This is a genomic window from Candidatus Planktophila lacus, from assembly GCF_002288385.1.
Lineage (GTDB): Bacteria > Actinomycetota > Actinomycetes > Nanopelagicales > Nanopelagicaceae > Planktophila > Planktophila lacus_D.
In genome coordinates this window covers 732,217-757,652 of sequence record NZ_CP016783.1, presented here as the reverse complement: position 1 = coordinate 757,652, position 25,436 = coordinate 732,217, and the positions used below count along the sequence as shown (strand labels likewise).

Genomic DNA, 25,436 nt, shown 5'->3' with positions numbered 1-25,436 from the left:
TAGGGAGTTAGCGATGTCAGAGGCAGTCGGAACAGCTCGCGTTAAGCGCGGTATGGCAGAGATGCTTAAGGGCGGCGTCATCATGGATGTCGTCAATGTTGAGCAGGCCAAGATCGCTCAAGATGCAGGTGCCTGTGCTGTTATGGCGCTCGAGAGAGTCCCCGCAGATATTCGCGCCCAAGGTGGCGTGGCACGCATGTCAGATCCAGACATGATCGAAAAGATTAAAGCTGCAGTGACAATTCCTGTAATGGCTAAGGCTCGTATCGGTCACTTCGTCGAAGCTCGCATTCTCGAATCTCTAGGCGTTGATTACATCGACGAATCAGAAGTTTTAACTCCAGCAGATTTTGAAAACCATATTGATAAGTGGGATTTCAAAGTTCCTTTCGTGTGCGGAGCAACAAACTTAGGTGAAGCGCTCCGTCGGATTAATGAAGGCGCCGCAATGATTCGCTCAAAGGGCGAGGCAGGTACTGGAGATGTTTCCAACGCCATGATGCATATGCGCAAGATCGGGGCAGAAATCCGTCGCCTATCTTCCATGCGCGAAGATGAACTCTATGTTGCCGCAAAAGAGTTACAAGCTCCTTACGCACTTGTTAAAGAAGTAGCTGAGACCGGAAAACTTCCTGTCGTTCTATTTACTGCTGGTGGTATCGCAACTCCTGCCGATGCGGCTTTAATGATGCAGATGGGCGCTGACGGCGTATTCATTGGCTCAGGAATCTTCAAGTCAGGCGATCCTGCAACTCGCGCAGCTGCTTGCGTTAAAGCAACCACATTCTTCGAGGATGCAAAAGTAATTGCCGATGCCTCACGTGGTCTGGGTGAAGCGATGGTTGGAATCAATGTCGCTGATCTTCCTGCACCACATCGCTTAGCTGATCGCGGCTGGTAGTTAATTAGAAAATGAAGATTGGCGTTCTCGCTCTTCAAGGTGATTTTCGCGAACACCTCGTTGCAGCAAAGAGCGCTGGCCATGCTGCGCTAACTGTGCGTCGTCCAGAAGAGCTTGCTGAAGTAGATGCGCTGATTCTTCCTGGGGGAGAATCAACAACGATTGCACATCTTGCAAATACCTTTAACTTGATGCAGCCGATAAGAGATCGAATCAAATCAGGTATGCCGGTCTATGGATCATGCGCAGGAATGATTCTTTTAGCTGATCGAATTATTGATGGATCGGATGGTCAAGAAACTTTCGGTGGCATTGATATGACCGTGCGAAGAAATGCCTTTGGTCGCCAAGTTGATTCCTTTGAAAGCGATCTTGATTTTCAAGGCGGCAATCTTCACGCGGTCTTCATTCGTGCGCCTTGGGTAGAAGAAGTCGGCGCAACGGCCGAGGTCCTAGCAACAGTGAAAACTGCGAAGGGATCGCACGCGGTGGCTGTTCGACAAGGAAGGCTCTTGGCAACCTCATTCCATCCCGAGTTAACTGGAGATTTACGCGTACATCGCTACTTCTTTGATCAAGTCTGTACAGGCGCGATAAAGTAAGCGAAGTGAATTACGCGGTTTAGATACCGCTCAACGAGAGTGAAAGTTTGAGGTTACGCCATGTCAGGCCATTCCAAATGGGCAACGACAAAGCATAAGAAAGCGGTAATCGATAGCCGCCGTGCAAAGAACTTTGCAAAACTCATTAAGGCCATTGAAGTTGCATCACGTAATGGTGGGCCAGATGTTGATGGCAATCCAACTCTCTTTGATGCGATCGCAAAGGCAAAGAAAAACTCGATGCCCGCCGATAACATCGAAAGAGCGGTAAAGCGTGGCGCTGGACTCGAATCTGGCGGATCTGACTGGCAGACAATTATGTACGAAGGTTACGGTCCAAATGGCGTTGCGATCATGATTGAATGTTTATCTGATAGCCGAAATCGCGCAGCTTCAGAAGTTCGTGTAGCCGTAACTCGCAACGGTGGTTCAATGGCAGATCCCGGATCAGTTTCCTATCTCTTTAATCGCAAGGGTGTAATCATCATTGCTAAGGCGGAGTCGGTAACTGAAGAGAAAATTCTCGAGTCTGTGCTTGAAGCCGGAGCCGAAGAAGTAAACGATTTAGGTGAATCTTTTGAGGTTGTCTGTGAGGCTAGCGATCTGGTTGCAGTTCGCACAGCGTTGCAGAACTCAGGCCTTGATTACGAATCCGCCGATTCATCATTCTTGCCATCGATGTCCATTCCCTTGGATGCAGAAGGTGCCACCAAGGTCTTCGAACTAATTGATGCCATTGAAGAGTTGGATGATGTGCAGAATGTTTACAGCAACTTCGATGTCTCAGACGAGGTTATGGCGAGCCTTTCCTAGCTCTTTGCGGACTCGGACATAGGCTTTGAAGTTATGAGCCAAGCAACGCTGAGAGTTTTGGGTATCGACCCAGGCCTTACGCGCTGCGGCATAGGGGTTATTGAAGGCCTACCTGGCTCGCCACTTAAGTTGATTAGCGTGGGGGTCATCAAGACTCCAAGTGATAACCCTCTAGAACAGCGTCTCTTGCAACTCGAAGAAGAGATCACCAGTTGGGTGAGTAAATATCAACCTGATCGCATCGCTGTTGAGAGAGTTTTCTCGCAACACAATGTTCGTACTGTCATGGGCACCGGACAAGCTGCCGGTATCGCATTGCTAGTTGCCGCAAGAGCGGGAATCCCAGTTGTAATGCACACACCAAGTGAAGTTAAAGCTGCGGTAACTGGTTCAGGTCGCGCAAATAAAGTGCAAGTGGCTGAGATGGTCAAGAGATTACTTTCCTTAACTGAGATTCCTAAACCTGTCGATAGCACCGATGCGCTGGCACTTGCCATCTGCCACATTTGGCGTGGCGGCGGCAATAGCAAGATTGAATCAGCACTTGCTGCTGAAAAATCACGGCTAGCCAAGTTGGTGCGCAAATGATTTCACTTGTAAACGGCGTTGTCCGCTCTATTTCGCTAGATAGGGTAATAGTTGAAGTCGGCGGAGTCGGTCTATCTCTAGCAGTTACGCAGAAAACTTCCGCTCAGTTGAATATCGGTGTTCAGGTCCAGTTGTTTACAACTCTGGTGGTTCGTGAGGATGCGCTAACGCTTTATGGTTTTCTAGAAGACGGAGATCGTGCGCTTTTCGAATTAGTTCAGACAGTTAGTGGAATTGGTCCAAAGGTTGCACTCTCAATTGTTTCGGCGCTATCACCATCGCAGTTAGCCGTTGCTGTAGCCCAGGAAGATATCTCTGCTATTGAAAAGGTTCCTGGAATTGGCCGCAAGGGTGCACAGCGTTTAATCCTTGAGTTAAAGGGCAAGTTAACTGATTTTGGAACCTCTTCGAAGAGTGATCGCCATCAACCAGTTTGGCGTGAACAATTAACTAGCGCACTTGTCTCGCTCGGATTTAGCGCTAAAGATTCAGATGCGGCAATTTCACAAGTAGTAGCGCGGCTTTCTGAAGATGGCGTCGATGCGCAAACTCTTGAACTCTCCGATCTCTTAAAGCGCGCACTTTCGCAAGGTGGGCGTTAAAGTGGCTAACGATATGAGCGATGATCGTTTAGTAGCGCCAGAATTTAGTCAGGATGACTCAGCTGCCGAACACGCGCTACGTCCAAAGACTCTCGATGATTTCATTGGACAGCATCGCGTTCGAGATCAGATTGATGTCTTGTTATCAGCAGCACGTTCACGCGGCTCGGCCGCCGATCACATCCTGCTTAGCGGTCCACCCGGACTCGGAAAGACAACTCTTGCTTTGATTTTAGCTAGCGAAATGCAAACACCGATTCGTATAACCAGCGGTCCTGCGATCACTCACGCTGGAGATTTAGCGGCGATTTTATCTTCACTAGTTGAAGGAGAGATTCTCTTCTTGGATGAGATTCACCGTTTGCCAAGACCTGCTGAAGAACTTCTCTACCTTGCAATGGAGGATTTCCGCGTTGATGTTGTCGTAGGTAAAGGACCGGGAGCAACTGCGATTCCATTACAACTGCCGCGCTTTACATTAGTTGGGGCAACTACACGCGCAGGATTACTTCCTAGTCCGCTGAGGGATCGCTTCGGCTTTACTGCACATCTTGATTTCTATGAGTCCACTGAACTTGCTGAAGTAATTCGTCGCAGCGCTGCTTTACTGCAACTGACAATTGAAGAAGAGGCGGTACTTGAAGTTGCTGGCAGGTCTCGCGGCACACCACGTATCGCCAATCGTTTATTGCGTCGCGTCCGCGACTATGCCCAAGTTCGCACAAGTGGTGGAACCAGCGCTAAAGCTGCAAATGCCCTCACTCACTCAGATGCGATGGCCGCGCTTGAAATGTATGAAGTAGATGAGAAAGGTTTGGATCGACTAGATCGTTCAGTGCTGACCGCACTTATCGAGCGATTTAATGGGGGACCGGTTGGTCTTTCAACGCTGGCGATTGCAGTGGGTGAAGAGACGGAAACGGTCGAAGCCGTGGCTGAGCCATTCTTGGTAAGAAATGGTTTTATGGCCCGCACTCCGCGGGGTCGTATCGCCACCGAACTCGGGTGGCGCCATTTAGGGCGAACCCCTCCTGCTGGGATCGCAACCCTTTTCGACACGCCCGCGCCCAACGCATAGACTCTGCTCTTATGTCCACACCAAATAAAACTGTGAAGAGCCCTGCCCGCTCTGGCCGCGCCCTTTTGATTCTGGCGCTCATTATCTTCGGTCTACTTGCAACCACCTTTATCCAGGGTGTTTCTTCGGTCAAGCTAGGTCTCGATCTTCGAGGCGGAACCAGCGTGACGCTGCAACCCCGAGCGTCAAATGACTCCAACAAGGTAACTTCTGAGGCGATAGATCAAGCAGTCTCAATTATTCGCCAACGCGTTGACTCAATTGGTGTAGCAGAGAGTGAAGTAACTGCTCAAGGAAGCGGAACCAATCGACAGATCGTTATCTCTGTTCCAGGAGATAGCGGACGTCGCGTTGTGGATCTTGTTGGCCAAACTGCAGAGCTTCGTTTTCGTCAGGTACTAGCAGAAGGTTCTGGCATATCAAATCCTGCTGACACTTCAACTGCTGCAACACCTGCAGCCGGCGTTAACGCTGATCTCAATGCGAAGTACGCCGCACTTGATTGCACCGATCCTGCTAGTCGTGAAGGTACTGGCGCTGATAGTCCGGCCGACACAATTGTTTCTTGTTCTCGCGATGGCGGTGCAAAGTACATTCTCGCTCCAGCCGAAGTTCTCGGAACTCAAGTCTCTTCCGCCGAGGCTGGATATGACCCATCACAAGGCCTTGCTTGGTTTGTTTCTCTAACCTTCAATGGCGATGGCACAAAGGCATTTGGCGCACTAACTAACCGCGTAACTTCGCTGCAATCACCGCTCAATCAAGTTGCGATTGTTCTCGATGGTCTAGTTGTTTCTGCACCAAGAATTAATGAAGCGATTCCATCAGGAAATGCTCAGATCACTGGGTCTTTCTCACAAGTTGAAGCGCAAGATCTTGCAAATGTTCTTAAATACGGAGCTTTGCCGTTGGCATTCGACCGCGGTGAGGTGCAGCAAGTATCACCAACCCTGGGCGCTGACCAGTTAAGCGCTGGCCTTTTGGCTGGCGCGTTGGGACTTGGTTTAGTTCTTATCTATTCACTTCTTTACTATCGCGGACTCGGTCTCGTAGTAGTTGGTTCACTTGCGCTAGCAGCTGCAATTGTTTACCTGCTCTTCCTAGTACTCGGTGAAACGATTGGATTTACTCTCACCTTGGCAGGTATCGCTGGTGCCATTGTGGCGATCGGTGTTACCGCAGACTCATTTATCGTCTTCTTCGAACGTATCCGCGATGAAGCGCGTGAAGGCCGTTCAATCCGCTCTGCGGTTGAAAGTGGTTGGGCTAAGGCGCGTCACACGATTTTGGTTGCAGATGCTGTTTCTCTGATTGCGGCTGCTTTGCTCTACTTCTTCGCAGTTGGTGGCGTACGTGGCTTTGCTTTCACTCTAGGTCTCACAACACTTGTCGATTTAATTATCGTCTTCTTCTTCACCAAGCCAATGGTGAGCATCTTGGCCGGAGTTAAATTCTTCTCTTCCGGTCATCCGCTTTCGGGGCTATCGCCTAAGAGCATCGGTATGAAGAATTATAGAACTGCATCGATCACAACTGATTCAACCAAAACTGTTTCTACCCAGTCTGTTTCAACATTGGAGGCATAAGCCATGGTAAAAATCTCAGGTCTTGGCGGTCGTCTTTACTCTGGCGAAACTTCATTTAACATCGTTGGTAATCGCCGTCGTTGGTACTCAATCTCAGCAATTTTCATCTTGCTATCAATAGGTGCCCTCTTGATTCAAGGTCTTCACCTTGGAATCGAATTTAAGGGTGGTTCTTCTTACACAGTAAATAAGGCGGGCACGACAGTTGAACAAGCACGCGCCGCTGTTGCAGATGTTGATATTCCAGGAGAAATCATTGTTCAGAAGATCGGTGATGACAAAGTAAAGGTTCAGACTGGTGCGCTTTCTGCGGCACAGTCAACGGCGGTTGAAAAGGCTTTGACTATCGCCTTTAATGTGCCGCTTGAATCAATCGATACTCAGTTGATCGGACCTTCATGGGGTAAGGAAATTACCAAGAAGGCGCTGTACGGACTTATCGCATTCTTAATCGTAATTATGATCTTCTTGACGATGATCTTTGAACCCAAGATGGCAGTTTCTGCGATCGTGGCCGTTGTGCATGACGTCTTTATTACAGTTGGAATCTATGCACTCGTCGGGTTCGATGTTACCCCCGCAACTGTGATCGGATTCTTAACGATCCTTGGTTATTCGCTGTATGACACCGTTGTTGTATTCGATAAGGTTCGCGAGAACACCAAATCTGTTGCTGCAGTGGGCAAAGTTACATATTCACAAGCGGCAAACTTGGCTGTTAATCAGACAATCGTGCGTTCTGCTAACACTTCTTTGATTGCACTTCTTCCAGTTGGTGCGATCCTCTTTGTAGGTGCTGGCTTACTTGGCGCCGGAACTCTCAAGGATCTATCCCTTGCTTTGTTTATCGGGCTTGCAGTTGGTACTTACTCTTCAATCTTTATCGCTCCACCATTCCTGGCATCACTTCGCGAGAAGGAACCAGCGATGCAAGCACTTGCAAAGCGAGTTGCATCGCGCGGGGGAGCAGATCCAGTCTCAGCATCAGTGAGTGCAAATAGTGAGAGAGCGGCGATACGCCCAAGCGTTGGTCGCGGACCTCGCAATCAACCAAAGCGCAAGGGTCGCAAGTAAGGCGCAGCCTTTGAACGCTCTAGTTGCACCACTATTAGCAACACTTAAAGAGAGCCACCCAACAAGTCGGCTCTCTGAAGTTGAGCGCGCTTTTGAAATCGCAAAGCAGGCCCATGTAGGGCAAATGCGTAAATCCGGTGAAGAGTACATAACTCACCCCGTTGCGGTTTCGCAGATTCTGGCTGAACTTGGTTTAAATGACACAACAATAATCGCCTCCCTTCTGCACGACACCGTTGAAGATACGCCTTACTCGCTCACCCAATTGCGTTCTGATTTCGGCGACGAGATTGCTAACTTAGTTGATGGAGTCACCAAGTTAGATAAATTAACTTACGGTCCGACCGCTGAGGCTGAGACGGTTCGCAAGATGGTCGTTGCCATGTCGCGCGACATTCGAGTACTGGTGATAAAACTTGCAGATCGATTACATAATGCGCGCACTTGGAAGTTTGTTAGCACTGAGAGCGCTGAGCGAAAAGCACGTGAAACTTTAGATATTTATGCCCCTCTAGCGCACCGCTTAGGTATGAATGCAATTAAATGGGAGCTGGAAGACCTCTCCTTCGAGGTTCTGGAACCTAAGAAGTTTGAAGAGATTTCCCGGCTAGTTGCCGAGCGTTCGCCTTCCCGCGATGCGCTGTCACAAGAGGTAATTGATGCGGTGCAAAGTGATCTAGATCGAGATGCGATCACTGCGACAGTTACAGGGCGCAAAAAACATTATTTCAGCGTCTATCAGAAGATGGTGGTGCGAGGACGCGATTTCAACGATATCTATGACTTAGTCGGTATTCGCGTCTTGGTAAATGACGTCAAGGATTGCTACGCGGTTCTTGGTTCGATTCACGCTCGCTGGTCGCCTGTGCCAGGACGATTTAAAGATTACATCGCAATGCCAAAATTCAATCTATACCAGTCATTGCATACTACGGTGATTGGGCCAAACGGCAAGGCGATAGAAATCCAGATTAGAACTTTTGAGATGCATTCCCGTGCTGAATTCGGAATCGCAGCGCACTGGAAGTACAAGCAAGGCAATGAGTCAAAGAACTCCTCACCAGAGATGCTTTGGCTACGCCAGTTGCACGAGTGGCAGAAAGAGACTGAGGATCCTTCAGAATTCCTCGAAGCGCTTCGTTTTGATTTAGGCAGTCCCGAAGTCTTCGTATTTACTCCAAAGGGGAGCGTGATTGCTCTTCCTGGTGGATCTACACCTGTCGACTTCGCATACTCAGTGCATACAGATGTCGGCAGCAAATGCGCTGGCGCAAAAGTAAATGGTCGCTTAGTTCCACTTGATACCCGCTTAGTTAATGGTGATGTGATCGAGATAGTTACCAATAAGAGCGAAAACGCAGGGCCATCACGCGATTGGCTTAACTTTGTTAAATCTCCTCGAGCCAGATCGAAGATCAAAGCGCACTTCAGCAAAGAGCGTCGCGAGGAAGCGATTGATGCTGGGCGCGAATCTATTGCGCGTCAAATGCGTAAAGCAGGACTACCACTTCAGAAAATCTTTGCAGGACATTCTTTACTGGAGCTGGCACACGAACTGCGCTATCCCGATATCTCTGCGCTCTATAGCGCTGTAGGAGATGGGCATGTTTCTGCAGCTTCCATTATTGAAAAATTAGTTGTTTCGCTAGGCGTGGAAGATTCGCACCCTGAACCAACTATCGATGTTATTCCAACCGGATCCCACTCAATCAGACGTTCAAGTAGCGCAATCGAAGTTGAAGGCGTGGGCGATGTGCTAGTGAAGCTAGCCCGCTGCTGTACGCCAGTTCCTGGAGATGGAATTATCGGATTTATCACCAAAGGAAGTGGCATCTCAGTCCATCGCGATGATTGCATCAACGCTGCTGACTTGCAGTTAAATCAAGGCGAACGAATTGCAAAGGTGCGCTGGCTCGATGGAGCCGGAAGCGTATTCCTAGTAAATATCCAAGTAGAGGCGCTAGATCGATCACGTTTGTTGGCAGATGTAACGAGAGCGCTATCTGAACAGCATGTAAATATTTTAAGCGCTGCAGTGAATACCTCAAAGGATCGAACCGCGATCAGCAAGTTCACCTTTGAAATGGCAGATGCGACGCATCTCGACTCAGTCTTAGCTGCAGTACGCGCCGTTGAAGGCGTCTACGACGTCTATCGCAACTAACTCGATAGTTTTAAGAAAGTAAAGTTTAGTTAAATTCAGCGAGAGACTTTTCAGCCTCGGCCAACCAGACCTTACGAGCAGCAGCTGAATCAAGGGCTTCTTGTGCCTTCTTCGCATTTCCGGCAGAGGTTGATTTCGCCGCAATCTTCTCGTAGTTAGCGATTGAATCAGACAGCTGCTTAACCACATCGGCAGCACGAGCCTTTGCAGCTGGATCTGTCTTACGCCAGATCTCAGCCTCAGCACTTTTTATCGCTTCTTCGACTTTAGCTACTCGCGCATCCATTGCTGCTCGCTTGTCACGATGAGTAATGCCGATCTTCTCCCAAGAGCGAGAAAGTTCGCGGAACGAGTTCTTCGCGGCTTTTACATCAGTAAATGGCACTAGCGCCTCAATCTGAACTATCAACTCTTCGCGCTTGGCTAGGTTTGCAACCATTGAAACTTCGCGCTTTTCAAGATCAGCGTTCTTTGCGGTGAAGAAATGATCTTGTGACGCTTTGAACTTAGCCCAAAGCTTGGCATCTTCACTTGGCTTACCGCGACCGGCAGCCTTCCATTGATCCATAAGAGTTTTGAAAGCACGCGCAGTGGCAACCCAATCGGTGGAGGTAGCAAGTTTAGAAGCCTGCTCAACAAGTGCTTTCTTAGCCGCAGATACCTTTGCCGATGTCTCTTCTAGAGTTGCAAAATGAGTTCTACGACGCTTATCAAACTTATTGCGTGATGCAGAAAAACGCTTCCAAAGTTCTCCATCTACTTTCTTATCTAGCCGAGGAGCTGACTTCCACTCTTCGAGCAGTGTTTTTAAGCGATCTCCGGTTACCTTCCAATTTTCAGAGAGCGCTAGCGATTCAGCTTCAGAAACAATCTTCTCTTTCTCAACCATTACTTGTTCACGACGCGCAGCTTTTACCGCAGCTTCTGCAACCTTCTTGGCTTCATATGCTTCGCGGTGACCTTCGATTAGTGGCTCAATCTGATCAACTGAGGCAGCGAGTGCTGCGAGATCGCCAACACCATTTAACTCGCGGACTTGCTGACGTAACTTCTTGACTGCTTCATACGCATCATCTGGAACCATGGCGCCGCTTGTGATGCGGGCTGCGGTCAGCGCGACCTCGGATGCTAGAGCTTCAAATTTTCTTACAAAATATTGCAACGCTTCTTCAGCGGTTTTTCCGGGATATGAACCAACGGCCTTTTCGCCTTCTGGAGTACGAACATAAACCGTGCCATCTTCTGCGACTCGACCGAACTTTGATGGATCTCCAATTAGCGCAGATGCTGCACTTGCATTGGCTGGTGTGATGTTGATTGATCCTGGATTGATTTGCTCGGTCATAGTGTTCCCTTTCAGCGCGTCGGCGATTTCGCCTTCGTTGTTTGAGTGTGCAGATGAGGTCTTGCGGAGATAAAAGGTACCCTGTCTTACTTATTGGGGAAAGTTTGCGCCTATTTGCGCGCGAAAATTAGGGGGTGAGGCGATGTTAGTTACCTCTTTTGTAGCCCCTATGTTTGCCACAAACTGTTGGGTGATCGCTGCAGGACCTGGCCAAGAGTGCATCATCGTCGATCCAGGTATGCCAGATATTTCACATGAGATTGAGGCTCTCATTTCTGAACATGGTTTGAAACCAGTTGCAGCTTTAATCACCCACGGCCATCTTGATCACACATTCTCAGTAAAGCCACTTGCCGATGGATATGGAATTTCCTCTTATATTCACACCGAAGATCGAGATTTACTTCTAAAACCACAAGGTGCACATGGCGCTGAATTTATTCAAACGCTTGATGCCATGAAATTTGAAGAACCAAATGAAGTTAAAAACTTACGACATGGCGATGAGATCGATCTATTAGATATGAAGATCACCGCGATTCATGCTCCGGGCCATACGCGGGGGAGCACTATGTTTACAATCAATGACGAGTTGTTGATTACTGGAGATGTTCTATTTGCAGGGTCGATCGGACGCACTGATTTGCCTTCAGGATCGCATGAAGCGATGCAAAAGACCCTAAAAACAAGAGTACTTCCCTTGAATGATGGCTTGCGAGTGTTGCCAGGACACGGTCCAGAGACAACAATTAAATTCGAGCGAAAAAATAATCCATATCTGAAAGAATTACAGGCATGAAGTACGAAAAGATTCAAGCGCCAAAAGGGGTAAGCGAATACGCACCCCCACTTTCGGCTGCCTTTGAATGGGTCCGTGAATCTCTGATCGCTCCCGCCAAGTTAGCTGGATATCAACTAATGGAGCTCCCGGTATTTGAAGACACTTCACTATTTTCTCGTGGAGTAGGCGAGTCAACTGATGTTGTATCGAAGGAGATGTACACCTTCGAAGATCGCGGTGGGCGTTCTATAACTTTGCGCCCCGAAGGCACTGCTGGTGTTATGCGTGCAGTAATCGAAAAGGGTTTGGATCGCGGGCAACTTCCCGTAAAGGTCTGGTACTCCGGAGCATTCTTCCGCGCCGAACGCCCACAAGCAGGGCGCTATCGCCAGTTCTATCAAGTTGGAATTGAAGCGATTGGTCTAGATGATCCAGCGATAGATGCTGAAGTGATTGCCATCGCAGATCAAGGATTTAAATCTTTAGGTTTAAAGAATTACCGCTTAGATATCACTTCGCTTGGAGATGCACAATCTCGCGCTGCTCATCGCGTTGATTTACTGCAATTTATATCGAAGTTGGATCTGGATGAAGCAACCGCGACTCGCGCTGCGATAAATCCACTTCGTTTATTTGACGATAAACGACCAGAGATGAAAGAGGCGATGGCAAAGGCACCTCTCTTACTTGACTATCTCTCGGCTGACTCTGCGGAGAACTTTAAGCAGGTAAAGAGTTATCTAGATTCACTTGGCATTTCATATGTAGTAAATCCCCGAATGGTCCGCGGATTGGATTATTACACCGGCACTACTTTTGAGTTCATTCATGAAGGACTTGGGGCGCAATCAGGAATTGGTGGCGGTGGACGTTACGACGGCCTGATGGAGATTCTTGGCGGTCAAGCACTTTCTGGAATCGGTTTTGGTCTGGGCGTGGATCGAGCACTTCTTGCAGCACAAGCAGAAGGCGTTTTAGTTGAAAATCAATTCTCATCAGATCTATTCATCATTCCTTTGGGCGATAATCAAAAGAGCGCATCCTTATCTATTGCAGCGAAATTGCGTGAAGCGGGGATTCGCACGGAGATCGCCTTTGGTGATCGCGCCCTAAAGGGTGCGATGAAGGCTGCCGATAAAAGTGGATCTCGCTATGTAATCGTTCTTGGTGATAGCGAAGTAGCCTCAGGGAGCGTTGAACTCAAACGCATGAGCGATGGCAGCACGAGATCGGTTAAGATTGACCAATTACAGAGCGTTCTTCTCGGGGATCTCTGACCAACGTTTTACAAATATTAAAGGCGGCTTTTAAAATGTTACGTACTCACGATGCTGGCGCTCTGCGCGCAAGCGATGCTGGTCAGACGGTAAGCCTGGCTGGTTGGGTTGCGCGCCGCCGCGATCACGGTGGCGTTGCCTTTATCGACTTACGTGATGCCACAGGTTCAGTTCAGGTAGTCATTCGCGACGAAGCTCTAGCTGGATCTCTTCGCGCCGAATGGTGTCTGCAGATAAAGGGCGAAGTTGTTCTGCGCCCTGATGGCAATGCCAATACTTCAAACCCAACCGGAGCAATTGAAGTCATGGGCGATGACATAGTCGTTCTTAGTGAGAGCGCCGCGCTTCCCTTTCCAGTTGATAGCGGAAATGATTCTGAAATTTCTGAAGAAGTTCGCCTTAAGTACCGCTACTTAGATCTGCGTCGCGAAAAGCCGGCCGCAAATATGCGCCTACGCTCAAAGGTAACTTCAACAATTCGTCGTGTTATGGAAGATCTCGATTTTCTAGAGATTGAAACTCCTTACTTGACTCGTAGCACTCCAGAAGGTGCACGCGACTTCTTAGTTCCGGTTCGTCTGCAACCCGGAAGTTGGTATGCACTCCCTCAATCTCCACAGTTGTTTAAGCAACTCTTGATGGTTGCCGGCATGGAACGTTATTACCAAATTGCGCGCTGTTTCCGCGATGAAGATTTCCGTGCTGATCGCCAGCCAGAATTTACTCAACTAGATATCGAAATGTCTTTCATTGATCAAGCAGATATCTTGGCAGTTGCTGAAAAGCTCTTGGTTAAGATCTGGAAAGAAGCGGTTGGTTACGATATTCCAACTCCGATTCGCCATATGACTTATGCCGATGCAATGCAGAACTATGGTTCAGATAAACCAGACCTTCGTTTTGGCCTGCAGTTAGTCGAGCAGACTGAATTCTTTAAAGATACCGAGTTCCGTGTCTTCCAAGCGCCATACGTTGGTAGCGTCGTGATGCCAGGTGGCGCATCATCACCACGTCGCGAACTCGATGCTTGGCAGGATTGGGCAAAGGCGCGCGGTGCAAAAGGCCTTGCATACATCCTTGTAAATGAAGATGGAACTCTAGGTGGCCCCGTCTCAAAGAATATTTCTGAGAAAGAGACTGCCGGAATTGTTGCAGCTGCTGGCGCGAAGTCAGGCGATGCAATCTTCTTCGCCGCCGGTGAGCGTTCAGCATCCCTTTCACTTCTCGGCGCAGTTCGTCTAGAAATCGGCAAGCGCTGTAATTTAATCTCTGAAGGCGCATGGGAATTCCTATGGGTAGTGGATGCTCCAATGTTCGAACCAACGGATAATGGTGGATGGACTGCAGTGCACCACCCATTCACTGGTCCAAAGCCAGAGTTTGCAAAAACATTCGCATCTGATCCTGCCAACGCTTTGGCATATGCATATGACATCGTTCTTAACGGAACCGAACTCGGTGGCGGATCGATTCGTATCCATGATCGCCAGATTCAAAAAGATGTCTTCTCTGTCATTGGGTTAAGCGATGAAGAAGCGATGAGCAAATTTGGTTTCTTACTTGAAGCATTTAATTACGGTCCACCACCACATGGCGGAATCGCACTTGGCCTAGATCGCGTTTGCGCACTACTAACCGGAAGCGACTCAATCCGTGAAGTTATCGCCTTTCCAAAGACGGCAAGCGGGGGAGATCCGCTTACTGGGGCGCCAACGCCAATTACTCCAGCACAGCGTAAAGAGAGTGGAATTGATGGAGTTACAAAGGTAGATAGCCAGAAGTAAGGGCTATCTCAGGTAGGCTAACGATATTAAGCCGATTATTAGTGCAAATTAAGTGAGGATGGAAATGGTTACCGGTCCAGGCGGAGTAGCAACGATTATTGCGGCATGCTCACTACTTGTTATCGCCATAGCAATTTCTTACGCAGTAATCCGCATCGGCCGCCTCGTAGATGAGGCAAGAGCCTCACTTAAAGTTCTTACAGATGAGACTGCACCGTTAATTCACGAGTCAACTCGCACTGTAGAACTAGTAAATAGCCCCCTTGAAAGCTTTGCGCGCATAACTAAGAACGTAGAAGATGTAACTACAAAAGTTGCTGATGCAACGACAGGATTCATGGATAAGAGTGGTCCTGCGGTTAAAGTCGCTGGCGCGCTAATTAGCGCGGCCGGAATGAGTAAATCTCGCTCTAAAAAGAAGAAGAAGGCTGAGTGATCTCCAAACGTGGAATCCGCCGAGATACGTTCACGCTGGCTGCGCTTTTTTGAAAGCGGTAACCGCGAAGGTTTAACTCACACCGTTGTTCCGTCAGCATCTTTAATTGCCGATGATCCAAATCTCTTACTTGTAAATGCAGGAATGGTTCCATTTAAGCCCTATTTTCTCGGCGAGGTAACTCCTCCCTTTAAGCGTGCAACGTCGGTCCAAAAATGTGTACGTACTCTAGATATCGATGAAGTTGGAAAGACAACCCGCCATGCATCTTTTTTCCAGATGTGTGGAAACTTCTCATTTGGTGATTACTTTAAAGAGGGTGCGATCGCCCTTGCTTGGGATCTTTTAACCCGGCCGATTTCAGATGGTGGTTATGGTTTTCCTGAAGATAAATTGTGGGTAACCGTTTATCTAACCGATGATGAAGCAGCCGATATCTGGCATAAAAAGATCGGCATACCTAAAGAGCGAATTCAACGCCGCGATATGGCAGATAACTTCTGGTCGATGGGAGTTCCAGGGCCTTGCGGACCATGTTCAGAGATTTACTTCGATCGCGGTCCTGCCTACGGAAAAGATGGCGGCCCAATCGCGGATGAAAATCGTTACTTAGAAATTTGGAACCTTGTTTTCATGCAAAACGAACGCGGAGCAGGCGGTGGTAAAGATAGTTATCCAATTTTGGGCGAGCTTCCTGCAAAGAGCATTGATACGGGCCTTGGGCTAGAACGCACAGCTGCGCTATTGCAAGGCGTAGAAAATATCTACGAAATTGACACGACCATGCAGATTTTGAATAAAGCGATGGAGCTAACGGGTGTTAAATACGGCTCATCTGAGAAATCTGATGTTGCACTTCGTGTTATTGCTGACCATGCTCGAACATCTGCGATGTTGATTGGCGATGGAGTAACTCCTGGCAATGAAGGTCGTGGCTATGTCCTGCGTCGCATGATGCGTCGCACAATTAGAAATATGCGCTTGCTGGGTACCAATGATCCGATCATGTCTGAGCTCACCGTTGCAGCCATCGGCGCAATGGGGCCGCAGTATCCAGAGCTAGTTACAGATAAGAAACGAATCTTGTCGGTTTCAGTCTCAGAGGAAGAGTCATTCCTGCAGACGCTAAAGAGCGGAACCCAGATCTTTGACATGGCTTCAACTGAACTAAAGAAGTCTAAGAAATCGGTACTGCCTGGCGAAGAAGTCTTCAAATTGCATGACACTTATGGATTCCCTTTTGATCTCACTCTTGAAATGGCGCGCGAAGAAGGTTTAGAAGTCGATGAGGCCGGTTTCACGCGCCTAATGAAAGAACAACGTGATCGCGCGAAGGCCGATGCCAAGGCGAAGAAGAGCGGTCACACTGATTTGAGTGAATACAAGAAGATCGCCGACAGTAAGGGCGCATCAGAATTCCTCGGTTATATAAAGACCGAGACTGAATCTCAGGTCAATGGAATTTTGGTTGACGGCATATCCGTAACATCTGCGCAATCAGGAAGCGATGTCGAGATAGTTCTAGATCGCACCCCTTTCTACGCTGAAGGCGGTGGACAGTTAGCCGATGGTGGACGCATTGTCTTAAGTAATGGTGCGGTTATTGAAATTGAAGATGTTCAAGCACCTGTTACCGGATTATCCGTACATCGTGGTCGAGTTATCTCGGGTGAAGTTGGAGTAGGGGTTAAGGGTCTAGCAACAATCGATCAAGAACGTCGAGATGGAATCTCTCGCGCACACACTGCAACCCATATGGTTCATAAAGCTTTCCGCGAAATATTGGGTGAGACTGCAACTCAGGCAGGTTCGGAGAACTCACCAGGACGTTTTCGTTTCGACTTCCCTTCAACAGGGGCGGTCTCTGAAGCAGTACTCAATGACGTTGAAGCGCGCGTAAATACGCTTTTACTAGATAATCTTGAAGTAAGCGCGGAAGTAATGTCGCAAGATGAAGCGAAGAAGTTGGGCGCAATGGCGCTCTTCGGCGAAAAATACGGAGATCGCGTTCGCGTCGTGTCCGTTGGAGATTGGGCGCGCGAACTCTGCGGTGGCACACATGTCCAGCGCTCTGGGCAATTAGGTGTTGTAAAGCTGTTAAGTGAGTCCTCAATTGGCGCTGGCGTACGTCGCGTTGAAGCCCTAGTTGGCGTGGATGCTTACCGATTCCTGGCCCGCGAACATATCTTGCTCAATTCGTTAACATCGCTGATCAAAGGCTCGCGCGCAGAGGAACTTCCAGAACGAATCTCAGATCTTCTTACTAAGTTTAAAGAGATCGAGAAAGAGCTAGCGCAGGTTAGATCCGCTGCGGCAATGGCTGATATTTCAAAGTTTGCTGCGGGTGCAAAGAAGATTGGTGGCGCAACGTTGATTGCTAATCGCATTCCAGATGGGATAGCGGTAGATGATCTTCGTAAAATTGCGCTTGAACTGCGCAACCGTGATATCGATAGCGTCGTAGCCTTGGTAAGTGTCGTTGATGGAAAACCCGTTCTAGTCGTTGCTGCAAGCGATGCCGCTCGGGCACGTGGAGTGAAAGCTGGTGCCTTAGTCAAGATCGGTTCAACCGTTCTGGGCGGTGGCGGCGGCGGCAAAGATGATTTCGCACAAGGTGGCGGAACTGATATTTCTGCGATTGATAAAGCGCTGCAAGCGATTGAACTCGCAATAAGCGGGAAGTAATGGCAAGGCTAGGCCGGAGGATCGCATTTGATTATGGCGATGTCCGTATCGGTGTAGCAATCTGTGATCCTGATGGTTTATTGGCGACGCCGTTAGAAGTTCTACAGAGTAAAGACCCCAATTTGTTAGTCAAAATCAACGAACTTGTTCAAGAGTACGAGCCTGTTAAGTTTTACGTGGGAGAGCCGAAGCAACTTAGTGGCGCTGATTCATCTTCAGCGGAGAAAGCTTTGAAGTTTGCAGAAAGACTTAGCGCTAGATTCGATATTGAAATTTCGATGGTTGATGAACGGCTATCAACTGTTTCGGCAAGTCGCCAGTTACGAGATGCCGGAATCGATGCCAAAAGCGCAAAAACTCTTATTGATTGTGCTGCCGCAGTTGCGATTCTTGAACAAGGGCTAGCACTTGATAAGAGATAGAAAGGCGCTTATTCGCGTTGCTTTAGCACTCGCATTTGTATTCGTCTTCACTGGGGGAGTTCACGAACTTCGCAAGACATCAGCGGCACCTGATTTCTCCTGTTCCGATGAATCTTCAGCTGGTAAGAAAATAACAGAGGCAGATATTGCGATAGAGATCGGTGCAGGGGCAACTGGTTCTGATATTGCGTCTCAACTTTTTGAGAAAGGCGTTGTCAAATCTTCAAGGGCTTTCTTCGGTGTGGCAGTTGGAGATGCTCGTGCCGCCAAAATTGCACCAGGTTTACATATGATCTCGCCCGAACTTTGCGCAAAGGATGCCCTCGAACAACTTCTAGATAGCAAGCGAATCGCGGGGCTAATCAATATCGTTGAAGGTGAATGGAACTCTGAAGTCTTTGAAGATATGGTTAAAGCTGGATACTCACGTTCTGAGATAAAAGAAGCCCTCGCTCAATTGAAGTTGCCGGTGGGATACAAATCACTTGAAGGACTTCTCTTCCCTGCGCAGTACTCATTTGCCAAGGGCACGACTGCATCCGTTGCAATTGCGACTATGGTTGAACGGGCTCAGACTGAAATGAAGAGCGTAGGGTTTCTAGAAGCTCCAGGAAAATTCAGCGCGCAAGAGCTTTTAACAATCGCTTCGATTATTCAGGCGGAAGGCGGTCTGGCGGATTTCACGAAAGTATCGCGAGTTATTCGAAATCGTTTGGAGAAGGGCATGCCCCTGCAGATGGATTCAACAATTCATTATGTCCAGAAGTTGCGGGGCAATATCTTTTTGAGCACCAAGTCGACTTTGTTGAATTCGCCATATAACACCTACAGAAAATATGGCCTTCCTCCTGGACCGATAGGAAACCCAGGTAAGCAAGCCTTGTTGGCTGCAGTTAACCCTGAACCGGGGGACTGGATTTACTTCATCACCGTTGCACCAAATGACACTAGATTTACCTCATCATTTGAAGAGTTTGGCTTATGGAAAGTTGAATACAAGAAGAATCTACGTGCTGGGCTATTTGAGAGTAAGGAGTGATTAGGACATGTCAGATAAGAGTTTAAAAGCTGCCGTACTTGGCTTTCCAATTGCGCACTCTCTTTCGCCCGTATTGCATGCCAAAGCCTTCGATTTGCTTGGTATCGCAGGAAGCTATGAAGCCATTGAAGTAGCAAGTGGCGGCTTAGCAGAATTTCTTAAAAGCCAAGGCGCTGACTATGACTACCTCTCACTTACTATGCCTTTAAAGGAAGAAGTATTGGTTATCGCCGAAAGTTCTGGGATTACCGTTGATGAGCTTGCGTTGCGAATTCAATCTGTTAACACTCTTGTCAGAAATGGTTCGGGTTGGAGTGCGACCAGTACAGACGGCTCAGGATTTGTTAAAGCACTTGCCAATGCTGGATACGATCATTTCAATTCGGTTTTGATATTAGGAGCCGGTGGAACCGCTCGAGCAGTGGCGGGAGCCCTCGATGAGATCGCAGACAGCGTCGCAATTATGGGAAGAAGCGTTAGGCGAAATGTTGGAATAGCGGCTTGCTTTAGAAAATTAGCGCCGGAGTTTATTGCTTGGGATGATCAAATTGATCTTCGCAATTTCGATCTAGTAGTAAACACAACTCCTTCAGGTGCGGCGGATTTAGTTGCCGATAATATTCCTTCTAAGGTCGAAGGCCTGCTCTTCGATGTTCTCTATAAACCTTGGCCAACACTTCTTGCGCGTCGCTGGTCTGATGCTGGCGGTAAGGTGATCAGTGGATTGGAACTACTTCTATATCAGGGTATCGACCAGATAAACGCTGTTTATCCACTTGGCCAAAAGATTATCGATAGCGAGCTAAGACTGGCGCTAACCAACGCTTCGAAGTAATTCACAGATTCTGCGAAAGATGTAAATTCGGGTTATCTAGCGATTAGCGTCACGGTGTGTATGCGCTCCTTCTCATCTCATCGCTCTATATCTCAATAGTCGATATCACTACTCATAAGGTTAGAAATCGAAATCTGATCTTCACCGCCGCGATTTTTGCTGCAACCACTATCGTAGGTAAGGGGCAGATTCATCTCGCTAGTTCACTAGCCATTTTCTCAATTGGTTTTATTGCGATGTTCTTTGGTTTGGGCGCTGGCGATGTGAAATTGGCGGCTCTTCTCGCTCTATTCTTTCTGCCTCTGGAAGTATCGAGATGGAGTGATTTCATCGAGGGCTTTATCTTGGGAGGCGTGTTACTTCTGATTGGACATCTCATTTCAAGGAGATCGTTAGCCGATCCAATAGCGTTGGCACCAGCAATTTGCGCCGCCTTTATATGGTGCGCGAGATAACGCGCTTATCTGACACAATATGCGAATGCGTTGGTTAACAGCAGGTGAATCTCATGGCCCAGCCCTGTCGGCGATTATTGAGGGCATTCCGGCAAGTGTTGAAATTTCATCGAAGGATATTGATTTTCATTTAGCTAGACGACGCTTAGGTTTTGGTCGCGGCGCTAGACAGAATTTTGAGGCAGATAAAATTTCGATTCTTGGCGGTATACGTCTTGGTTTAACTCAAGGCGGTCCAATTTCAATTCAAGTAGGAAATTCAGAATGGCCAAAGTGGGAAAAGGTAATGTCTGCTGATCCGGTTCCTGATGAGGAAATTAAAGACTTGGCTCGAAATGCACCTCTTACTAGACCACGTCCAGGACATGCCGACTTAGTTGGAATGCAAAAGTATGACTTAGATGACGCACGACCAATTTTAGAACGTGCAAGTGCTCGCGAAACTGCAGCTCGGGTTGCACTTGGTGCAGTTGCTCGAGCATTTCTGGAACAGAGCGTCGGAGTCACAATATTGAGCCACGTTGTCTCTATCGGTTCGGTAAGAATTCCTGACGGTACAAAACTTCCAGAGAAAACAGATATGGCGAGAATTGATCAAGATCAAGTCAGATGTGCAGATCCTGCAACTAGCGTCAAAATGATCGCGGAGATTGAAGCTGCACACTCGGATGGAGACACACTTGGTGGCGTTTGTGAAGTTCTTGCTTACAACTTGCCGCCCGGTCTTGGTTCACATGTTCATTGGGATCGCCGCTTAGATGCACGCTTGGCTGGAGCCATGATGGGAATTCAAGCAATCAAAGGTGTGGAAATCGGTGATGGTTTCCAAACGGCTACTCGTCGAGGTTCAGTTGCCCATGATGAAATTGAGCGCGGTTCAGATGGATTAATAAAGCGACGCACCGATCGCGCCGGTGGTACCGAAGGCGGTATGTCTAATGGTGAGATCCTTCGCGTTAGCGTTGCAATGAAACCGATTTCAACTGTGCCAAAGGCGTTGGACACCATCGATGTTAAGACTGGTGAGGCTGCAAAAGCTATTAATCAACGATCAGATGTTTGTGCTGTTCCTGCTGCGGGAGTCGTTGCAGAAGCGATGGCAGCGCTTGTTCTGGCAGAGGCGGTCCTCGAAAAATTTGGCGGCGATAATGTAAGTGAAACCCGTCGCAACTTCGAAAACTATATGAGCAACCTACGTTTTAAGTAGGCGATATGAGCGATTCTAGAAAGCAGAACTACATCCTCATCGGCCCGCCGGGTTCAGGAAAGAGCACAATTGGTAGAGCGCTATCAAAGGCCCTTAGTTTCAAGTTATCTGACACTGATGCTTTGATTGAATCTGAAGTGGGTACTTCCATTTCGCAGATCTTTATTGATAAAGGCGAGCCTTGGTTCCGTGAAGTTGAAGCACGAATTGTGGCGCGCGAGATAGCTCAACTCTCTGGAGTGCTTTCTCTGGGAGGTGGTGCACCTTTATCTGAGATTGCGCAGAAGGCGATCAAAGAATCTGGTGCTAACGTTGTTTATCTAGATATCTCGTTATCAGCAGCTGCCCCTCGCGTGGGATTTAATCGTGATCGTCCGTTACTGCTCAGCAATCCGCGAGCGGCATGGCAAGAGTTAATGGAGAAACGCCGTCCAACTTATCTTTCTTTAGCTACCCAAGTAGTCCTAGTAGATAACCTAACTCCTAGAGAAATCGTCGACGAGATCATCACAGGCAAGAAGAGCGTTAAAACGGCAACGGATGGAGTTAAGTAATGAGCGAGATAATGGTGAGATCTGAACGCGATTACAGCGTTCTAATTTCCCAATCTTGGAGAAGCTCGTTGTCCGAGAGCGTGCAAGGTCGATCTCGTGTTGCACTTATAGTTTCAGAATCGTTAACTTCGAGAGTTCAGGGCTTAGATCTGGGCAGCGTAGAGATTTTTACCTTTGCAATACCTGATGGCGAAGCTGGTAAATCTTCCGATACCTTGCTCGAGATTTGGGATTGGCTCGGTGCGGCCGGATTTACACGAAGTGATTTAATTGTTGGAATTGGCGGGGGAGCAGTTACCGACTTTGCAGGTTTTGCCGCGGCCAGTTGGCTGCGTGGCCTTGATTGGATCGCAATTCCGACGACAGTTGCTGGAGCAGTTGATGCTGCAATCGGTGGCAAAACTGCGATCAATAGCGATTACGGAAAGAATTTAATTGGAGCATTTCACAGTCCGATCAAGGTGATTATTGATCTTGATTGGTTTATCACTCTCTCCGATCGTGATTTCGCAGCGGGCTTAGCAGAGGTAGTTAAATGTGGTTTTATCGCTGACGGGAAGATCTTGGATCTCTTGCGAGGAAAGAAAACCTCCGAGATCCGAAAAGATCTATCGCTCGTAAAGGAGTTAGTAGAACGCTCAGTAAAGGTTAAGGGCGAGGTTGTATCGCAGGACTTTAAAGAGAGCTTTGCACGTGAGGCGTTGAATTATGGCCACACCTTAGGCCACGCAGTTGAACTTGATTGCGGATATTCAATGCGCCATGGCGAATGTGTAGCGATTGGGATGGCCTTCATGGCAAATCTCCAATTAGATTTAGGGTTAATTAGTAAAGAGTTGGCAGCAGATCATCTGCAGATATTGCAAGATTTGGATTTGCCGATCAAATACAAGCGCGAAAGTTGGCCTAAGTTATTGGCTCATATGGCAGTTGATAAAAAGTCCCGCGGCAATAGCCTGCGATTCGTTACCATTAGCGAGATAGGAAAGACGGATAGGTTAGAAAACCCTGATCCCAAGACGTTGTATGCCGCATATGAAAAGGTGAGTTCATGAATGTACTGGTAATCAATGGCCCAAATCTTGCTCGCTTAGATATCCGAGATTCCGCAATCTATGGCGATATGACTTACCCCCAATTGGTCGCTCACATTGAAAACGCGGCAGAGACACATGGTTTTAAGGCGGATGTTCGACAGAGCGATGATGAAGCGACAATCATCGGTTGGTTGCACGAAGCTGCCGATAAGAAATTGCCGGTAATCATCAATCCCGCCGCCTTCACACACTATTCATATGCAATTCGTGACGCTGTCGAATTAGTGAAATCTCCAGTGATTGAAGTGCACCTCTCAAATCCATTGGCGCGCGAGGAATTCCGCCACACATCGGTAATTTCGGGAGTAGCCAACGGCACCATTGGGGGATTTGGTCCAAACTCTTACGTTCTTGCGCTGATCGCGCTGAAGGCGTTGCTAGCCTAAAAGTTCAGGTAAACTTAAGCATTCGCCTTCGACATTCGAAGGCCAACCGCGCTAGATCAAAGGCACTTTGGTTCGCTGATGGTTGAAATTATTACGTCAACGGACGTGAACTGGAGTTTCTCGTGGCAACAACAAATGATCTAAAAAATGGCATGACTTTAGATATTGAAGGCCAGCTATGGACGGTCGTTGAGTTTCAGCATGTGAAGCCAGGCAAAGGCCCAGCTTTCGTTCGTACAAAGTTAAAGCAAGTTCTGACTGGCAAGGTTGTCGATAAGACCTTTAACGCAGGCGTCAAAGTCGAAGTTGCTATTCTAGAAAAGCGCGAGATGAACTTCCTTTACAAAGAGGGCGAAGATTTCGTTTTCATGGATAACAAAACTTTTGACCAGATGAATATCTCAGCAGCGATTGTTGGAGATGCTGTGAACTACATGCTTGAGAACACTGAGGCTATCGTTGCTATCAATGAGAATAACCCGCTATATATCGAACTTCCGGCATCAGTTGTACTCACCGTTACCTACACCGAACCAGGCCTTCAGGGCGATCGCTCTTCAGGTGGAACAAAACCTGCCACCGTTGAAACTGGAATTGAAATCCAGGTTCCGCTCTTCATCAAGCAGGATGAGAAGGTATTGGTAGATACACGCGATGGGTCATACCAAGGTCGCGCTAACTAGTGTCAGCTCGCAGTAAAGCGCGTAAACAGAGTCTGGATATTCTCTTTGAGGCAGATATCCGGGGAACTCTGCCGCTTGATATTTTGGCATCTCGAGATGTAACTGAAGATGGACCGGATGCGCGTCCTATTCGTGAATACACCCGCGAGATAATTACTGGCGTTGCTGAGCACCGCCGAAAAATTGATGAGTTGATTGCTACCTACGCGCAGGGCTGGGATATGGATCGCTTGCCAGCAGTGGATCGCAATATTATGCGCCTTGCGCTCTATGAGATTCTCTGGTCACCGGGTTTAGATGATGCGATTGCAATCGATGAAGCGCTTTCGCTTGCTAAGGAGCTTTCCACCGATGAATCAGCCGGGTATATCCATGGAGTTTTGGGTCGTATCGCCTCGCTGAAAGATGGCCTCGCCCTTTAGTTTCTGGGCGCTTTAATAACTAGTTGGAAGCGCTCTAAGAGTTCTTGAACTGCTGCGCGAGGCGCGGAAAGTACGAGCGTGAGCGTATCTAAATCGCCGGAACGTAGCGTTAATATTTCACCATTCCAATCTCTACGCCTGGCGCAGATAGCGCTAACGAAAGCGTTGATTTTGCTGATCTCACTTCCCGTCACCGCTAAAGAAATCTCACGCAATTTTCTAAGGTCAAAGATCAACTGATCGTCGCTTCCTCGTTCGGGATTTTTCGATTCTTCGATCAGTTCAGAAAGCGGAATAGTGAATAGGTTTGCTATCTCAATTGTTCGCGCCAAGGAGATCGCCCGAGAGCCTCTCTCGTAAGAACCCATCACAACCGCTTTGATCCTCCCATTTGAAAGTCTTTCGATATCTTGCAGCGTCAAGGATCGCGCTTTCCGCTGCGCGCGGATGCGTGCGCTGATGGTCGCGGTCGTAGGCTGAGTGAATGCTGTGGCGGGTGTTATCTGGCTCATGCGCGCAAAGGTAGATCACCCATCAGTTGCGCTACCGTGGCTGTCCACAGGGCTATTGAATTTCGGTGTAACATCAGCCAACATCCTTTAACGACCCGTCCTGCGAGG

The 25,436-nt window shown here is 48.2% G+C and carries 26 protein-coding genes; 24 read left to right on the top strand and 2 right to left on the bottom strand.

Annotated features, from left to right (window positions below):
• Window positions 1-13 precede the first annotated feature (13 nt).
• From pdxS to A1sIIB60_RS03725, 9 genes are read left to right on the top strand one after another with little or no spacing between them, the layout of a single operon-like run.
• Window positions 14-901 (top strand): pyridoxal 5'-phosphate synthase lyase subunit PdxS, encoded by an 888-nt coding sequence (pdxS, locus tag A1sIIB60_RS03765; protein WP_095671159.1) that lies wholly within the window; start codon window positions 14-16, stop codon window positions 899-901.
• A gap of 11 nt (window positions 902-912) precedes the next feature.
• Window positions 913-1,503 carry a pyridoxal 5'-phosphate synthase glutaminase subunit PdxT gene (pdxT, locus tag A1sIIB60_RS03760; protein WP_095689182.1) on the top strand — a complete coding sequence of 197 codons (591 nt, stop codon included), beginning with the start codon at window positions 913-915 and terminating at the stop codon, window positions 1,501-1,503.
• A gap of 60 nt (window positions 1,504-1,563) precedes the next feature.
• The gene (locus tag A1sIIB60_RS03755; RefSeq protein WP_095689181.1) at window positions 1,564-2,316 is read left to right on the top strand and encodes a YebC/PmpR family DNA-binding transcriptional regulator; all 753 of its coding nucleotides are present in this window, start codon (window positions 1,564-1,566) and stop codon (window positions 2,314-2,316) included.
• Between the two features lie 33 nt (window positions 2,317-2,349).
• Complete coding sequence (gene ruvC / locus A1sIIB60_RS03750; protein WP_223298635.1) at window positions 2,350-2,904, top strand: crossover junction endodeoxyribonuclease RuvC; 555 nt, start codon at window positions 2,350-2,352, stop codon at window positions 2,902-2,904.
• Complete coding sequence (gene ruvA / locus A1sIIB60_RS03745) at window positions 2,901-3,506, top strand: Holliday junction branch migration protein RuvA (protein WP_095689180.1); 606 nt, start codon at window positions 2,901-2,903, stop codon at window positions 3,504-3,506. Before ruvC ends, ruvA begins: the two co-directional genes overlap by 4 nt.
• Window positions 3,507-3,519: 13 nt before the next feature.
• Entirely contained in the window at window positions 3,520-4,584 is a 1,065-nt protein-coding gene (gene ruvB / locus A1sIIB60_RS03740; RefSeq protein ID WP_095689628.1) for a Holliday junction branch migration DNA helicase RuvB, read from the top strand.
• A gap of 11 nt (window positions 4,585-4,595) precedes the next feature.
• Window positions 4,596-6,170 (top strand): protein translocase subunit SecD, encoded by a 1,575-nt coding sequence (gene secD / locus A1sIIB60_RS03735; protein ID WP_095677390.1) that lies wholly within the window; start codon window positions 4,596-4,598, stop codon window positions 6,168-6,170.
• 3 nt (window positions 6,171-6,173) lie between these two features.
• Window positions 6,174-7,244, top strand: a complete 1,071-nt coding sequence (gene secF / locus A1sIIB60_RS03730; RefSeq protein WP_095689179.1) for a protein translocase subunit SecF — start codon at window positions 6,174-6,176, stop codon at window positions 7,242-7,244.
• Between the two features lie 10 nt (window positions 7,245-7,254).
• Window positions 7,255-9,408 carry a RelA/SpoT family protein gene (locus A1sIIB60_RS03725; RefSeq protein ID WP_095677388.1) on the top strand — a complete coding sequence of 718 codons (2,154 nt, stop codon included), beginning with the start codon at window positions 7,255-7,257 and terminating at the stop codon, window positions 9,406-9,408.
• A gap of 25 nt (window positions 9,409-9,433) precedes the next feature.
• Here A1sIIB60_RS03725 and A1sIIB60_RS03720 read toward each other — a convergent pair whose 3' ends face one another.
• A complete protein-coding gene (locus tag A1sIIB60_RS03720) occupies window positions 9,434-10,753 on the bottom strand; it encodes a DUF349 domain-containing protein (RefSeq protein WP_095689178.1) in 1,320 nt (439 codons plus the stop codon).
• 142 nt (window positions 10,754-10,895) lie between these two features.
• Here A1sIIB60_RS03720 and A1sIIB60_RS03715 point away from each other — a divergent pair, with 142 nt between their 5' ends.
• The 15 genes from A1sIIB60_RS03715 to nusB all read left to right on the top strand — a co-directional run bounded on the left by A1sIIB60_RS03715 (window position 10,896) and on the right by nusB (window position 24,816).
• Window positions 10,896-11,552 carry an MBL fold metallo-hydrolase gene (locus tag A1sIIB60_RS03715; protein WP_095689177.1) on the top strand — a complete coding sequence of 219 codons (657 nt, stop codon included), beginning with the start codon at window positions 10,896-10,898 and terminating at the stop codon, window positions 11,550-11,552.
• Window positions 11,549-12,811, top strand: coding sequence for a histidine--tRNA ligase (gene hisS / locus A1sIIB60_RS03710; RefSeq protein ID WP_095677385.1), 1,263 nt, complete (start codon window positions 11,549-11,551; stop codon window positions 12,809-12,811). Before A1sIIB60_RS03715 ends, hisS begins: the two co-directional genes overlap by 4 nt.
• Before the next feature lie 35 nt (window positions 12,812-12,846).
• Window positions 12,847-14,595, top strand: a complete 1,749-nt coding sequence (aspS, locus tag A1sIIB60_RS03705) for an aspartate--tRNA ligase (RefSeq protein ID WP_095677384.1) — start codon at window positions 12,847-12,849, stop codon at window positions 14,593-14,595.
• Between the two features lie 64 nt (window positions 14,596-14,659).
• Complete coding sequence (locus A1sIIB60_RS03700) at window positions 14,660-15,031, top strand: DUF948 domain-containing protein (RefSeq protein WP_095677860.1); 372 nt, start codon at window positions 14,660-14,662, stop codon at window positions 15,029-15,031.
• A 9-nt stretch (window positions 15,032-15,040) separates the two neighbouring features.
• Entirely contained in the window at window positions 15,041-17,716 is a 2,676-nt protein-coding gene (alaS, locus tag A1sIIB60_RS03695) for an alanine--tRNA ligase (RefSeq protein WP_095689176.1), read from the top strand.
• Window positions 17,716-18,138 carry a Holliday junction resolvase RuvX gene (ruvX, locus tag A1sIIB60_RS03690; protein ID WP_095689175.1) on the top strand — a complete coding sequence of 141 codons (423 nt, stop codon included), beginning with the start codon at window positions 17,716-17,718 and terminating at the stop codon, window positions 18,136-18,138. The genes alaS and ruvX overlap by 1 nt, the downstream gene beginning before the upstream one ends.
• Window positions 18,125-19,177, top strand: a complete 1,053-nt coding sequence (gene mltG / locus A1sIIB60_RS03685; RefSeq protein WP_095689174.1) for an endolytic transglycosylase MltG — start codon at window positions 18,125-18,127, stop codon at window positions 19,175-19,177. Before ruvX ends, mltG begins: the two co-directional genes overlap by 14 nt.
• A gap of 7 nt (window positions 19,178-19,184) precedes the next feature.
• Window positions 19,185-20,012 carry a shikimate dehydrogenase family protein gene (locus A1sIIB60_RS03680; protein WP_095689173.1) on the top strand — a complete coding sequence of 276 codons (828 nt, stop codon included), beginning with the start codon at window positions 19,185-19,187 and terminating at the stop codon, window positions 20,010-20,012.
• Window positions 20,013-20,068: 56 nt separating this feature from the next.
• Window positions 20,069-20,467 (top strand): prepilin peptidase, encoded by a 399-nt coding sequence (locus A1sIIB60_RS03675; protein ID WP_095689172.1) that lies wholly within the window; start codon window positions 20,069-20,071, stop codon window positions 20,465-20,467.
• A 25-nt stretch (window positions 20,468-20,492) separates the two neighbouring features.
• A complete protein-coding gene (aroC, locus tag A1sIIB60_RS03670) occupies window positions 20,493-21,674 on the top strand; it encodes a chorismate synthase (RefSeq protein ID WP_095689627.1) in 1,182 nt (393 codons plus the stop codon).
• Between the two features lie 5 nt (window positions 21,675-21,679).
• Window positions 21,680-22,228: a shikimate kinase gene (locus A1sIIB60_RS03665; protein ID WP_095677377.1), complete on the top strand. Its 549-nt coding sequence runs from the start codon at window positions 21,680-21,682 to the stop codon at window positions 22,226-22,228.
• On the top strand, window positions 22,228-23,283 hold the full coding sequence (gene aroB, locus A1sIIB60_RS03660) for a 3-dehydroquinate synthase (protein ID WP_095689171.1): 1,056 nt from the start codon (window positions 22,228-22,230) through the stop codon (window positions 23,281-23,283). Before A1sIIB60_RS03665 ends, aroB begins: the two co-directional genes overlap by 1 nt.
• Entirely contained in the window at window positions 23,280-23,711 is a 432-nt protein-coding gene (gene aroQ, locus A1sIIB60_RS03655; RefSeq protein WP_095689170.1) for a type II 3-dehydroquinate dehydratase, read from the top strand. The genes aroB and aroQ overlap by 4 nt, the downstream gene beginning before the upstream one ends.
• A 122-nt stretch (window positions 23,712-23,833) precedes the next feature.
• Window positions 23,834-24,394, top strand: coding sequence for an elongation factor P (gene efp, locus A1sIIB60_RS03650; RefSeq protein WP_095671139.1), 561 nt, complete (start codon window positions 23,834-23,836; stop codon window positions 24,392-24,394).
• Window positions 24,394-24,816 carry a transcription antitermination factor NusB gene (gene nusB, locus A1sIIB60_RS03645; protein ID WP_095689169.1) on the top strand — a complete coding sequence of 141 codons (423 nt, stop codon included), beginning with the start codon at window positions 24,394-24,396 and terminating at the stop codon, window positions 24,814-24,816. The genes efp and nusB overlap by 1 nt, the downstream gene beginning before the upstream one ends.
• Here nusB and A1sIIB60_RS03640 read toward each other — a convergent pair.
• Window positions 24,813-25,328: a DNA-binding protein gene (locus tag A1sIIB60_RS03640; RefSeq protein WP_150131911.1), complete on the bottom strand. Its 516-nt coding sequence runs from the start codon at window positions 25,326-25,328 to the stop codon at window positions 24,813-24,815. The two genes, nusB and A1sIIB60_RS03640, sit on opposite strands and share 4 nt — an antisense overlap.
• Window positions 25,329-25,436: the final 108 nt, after the last annotated feature.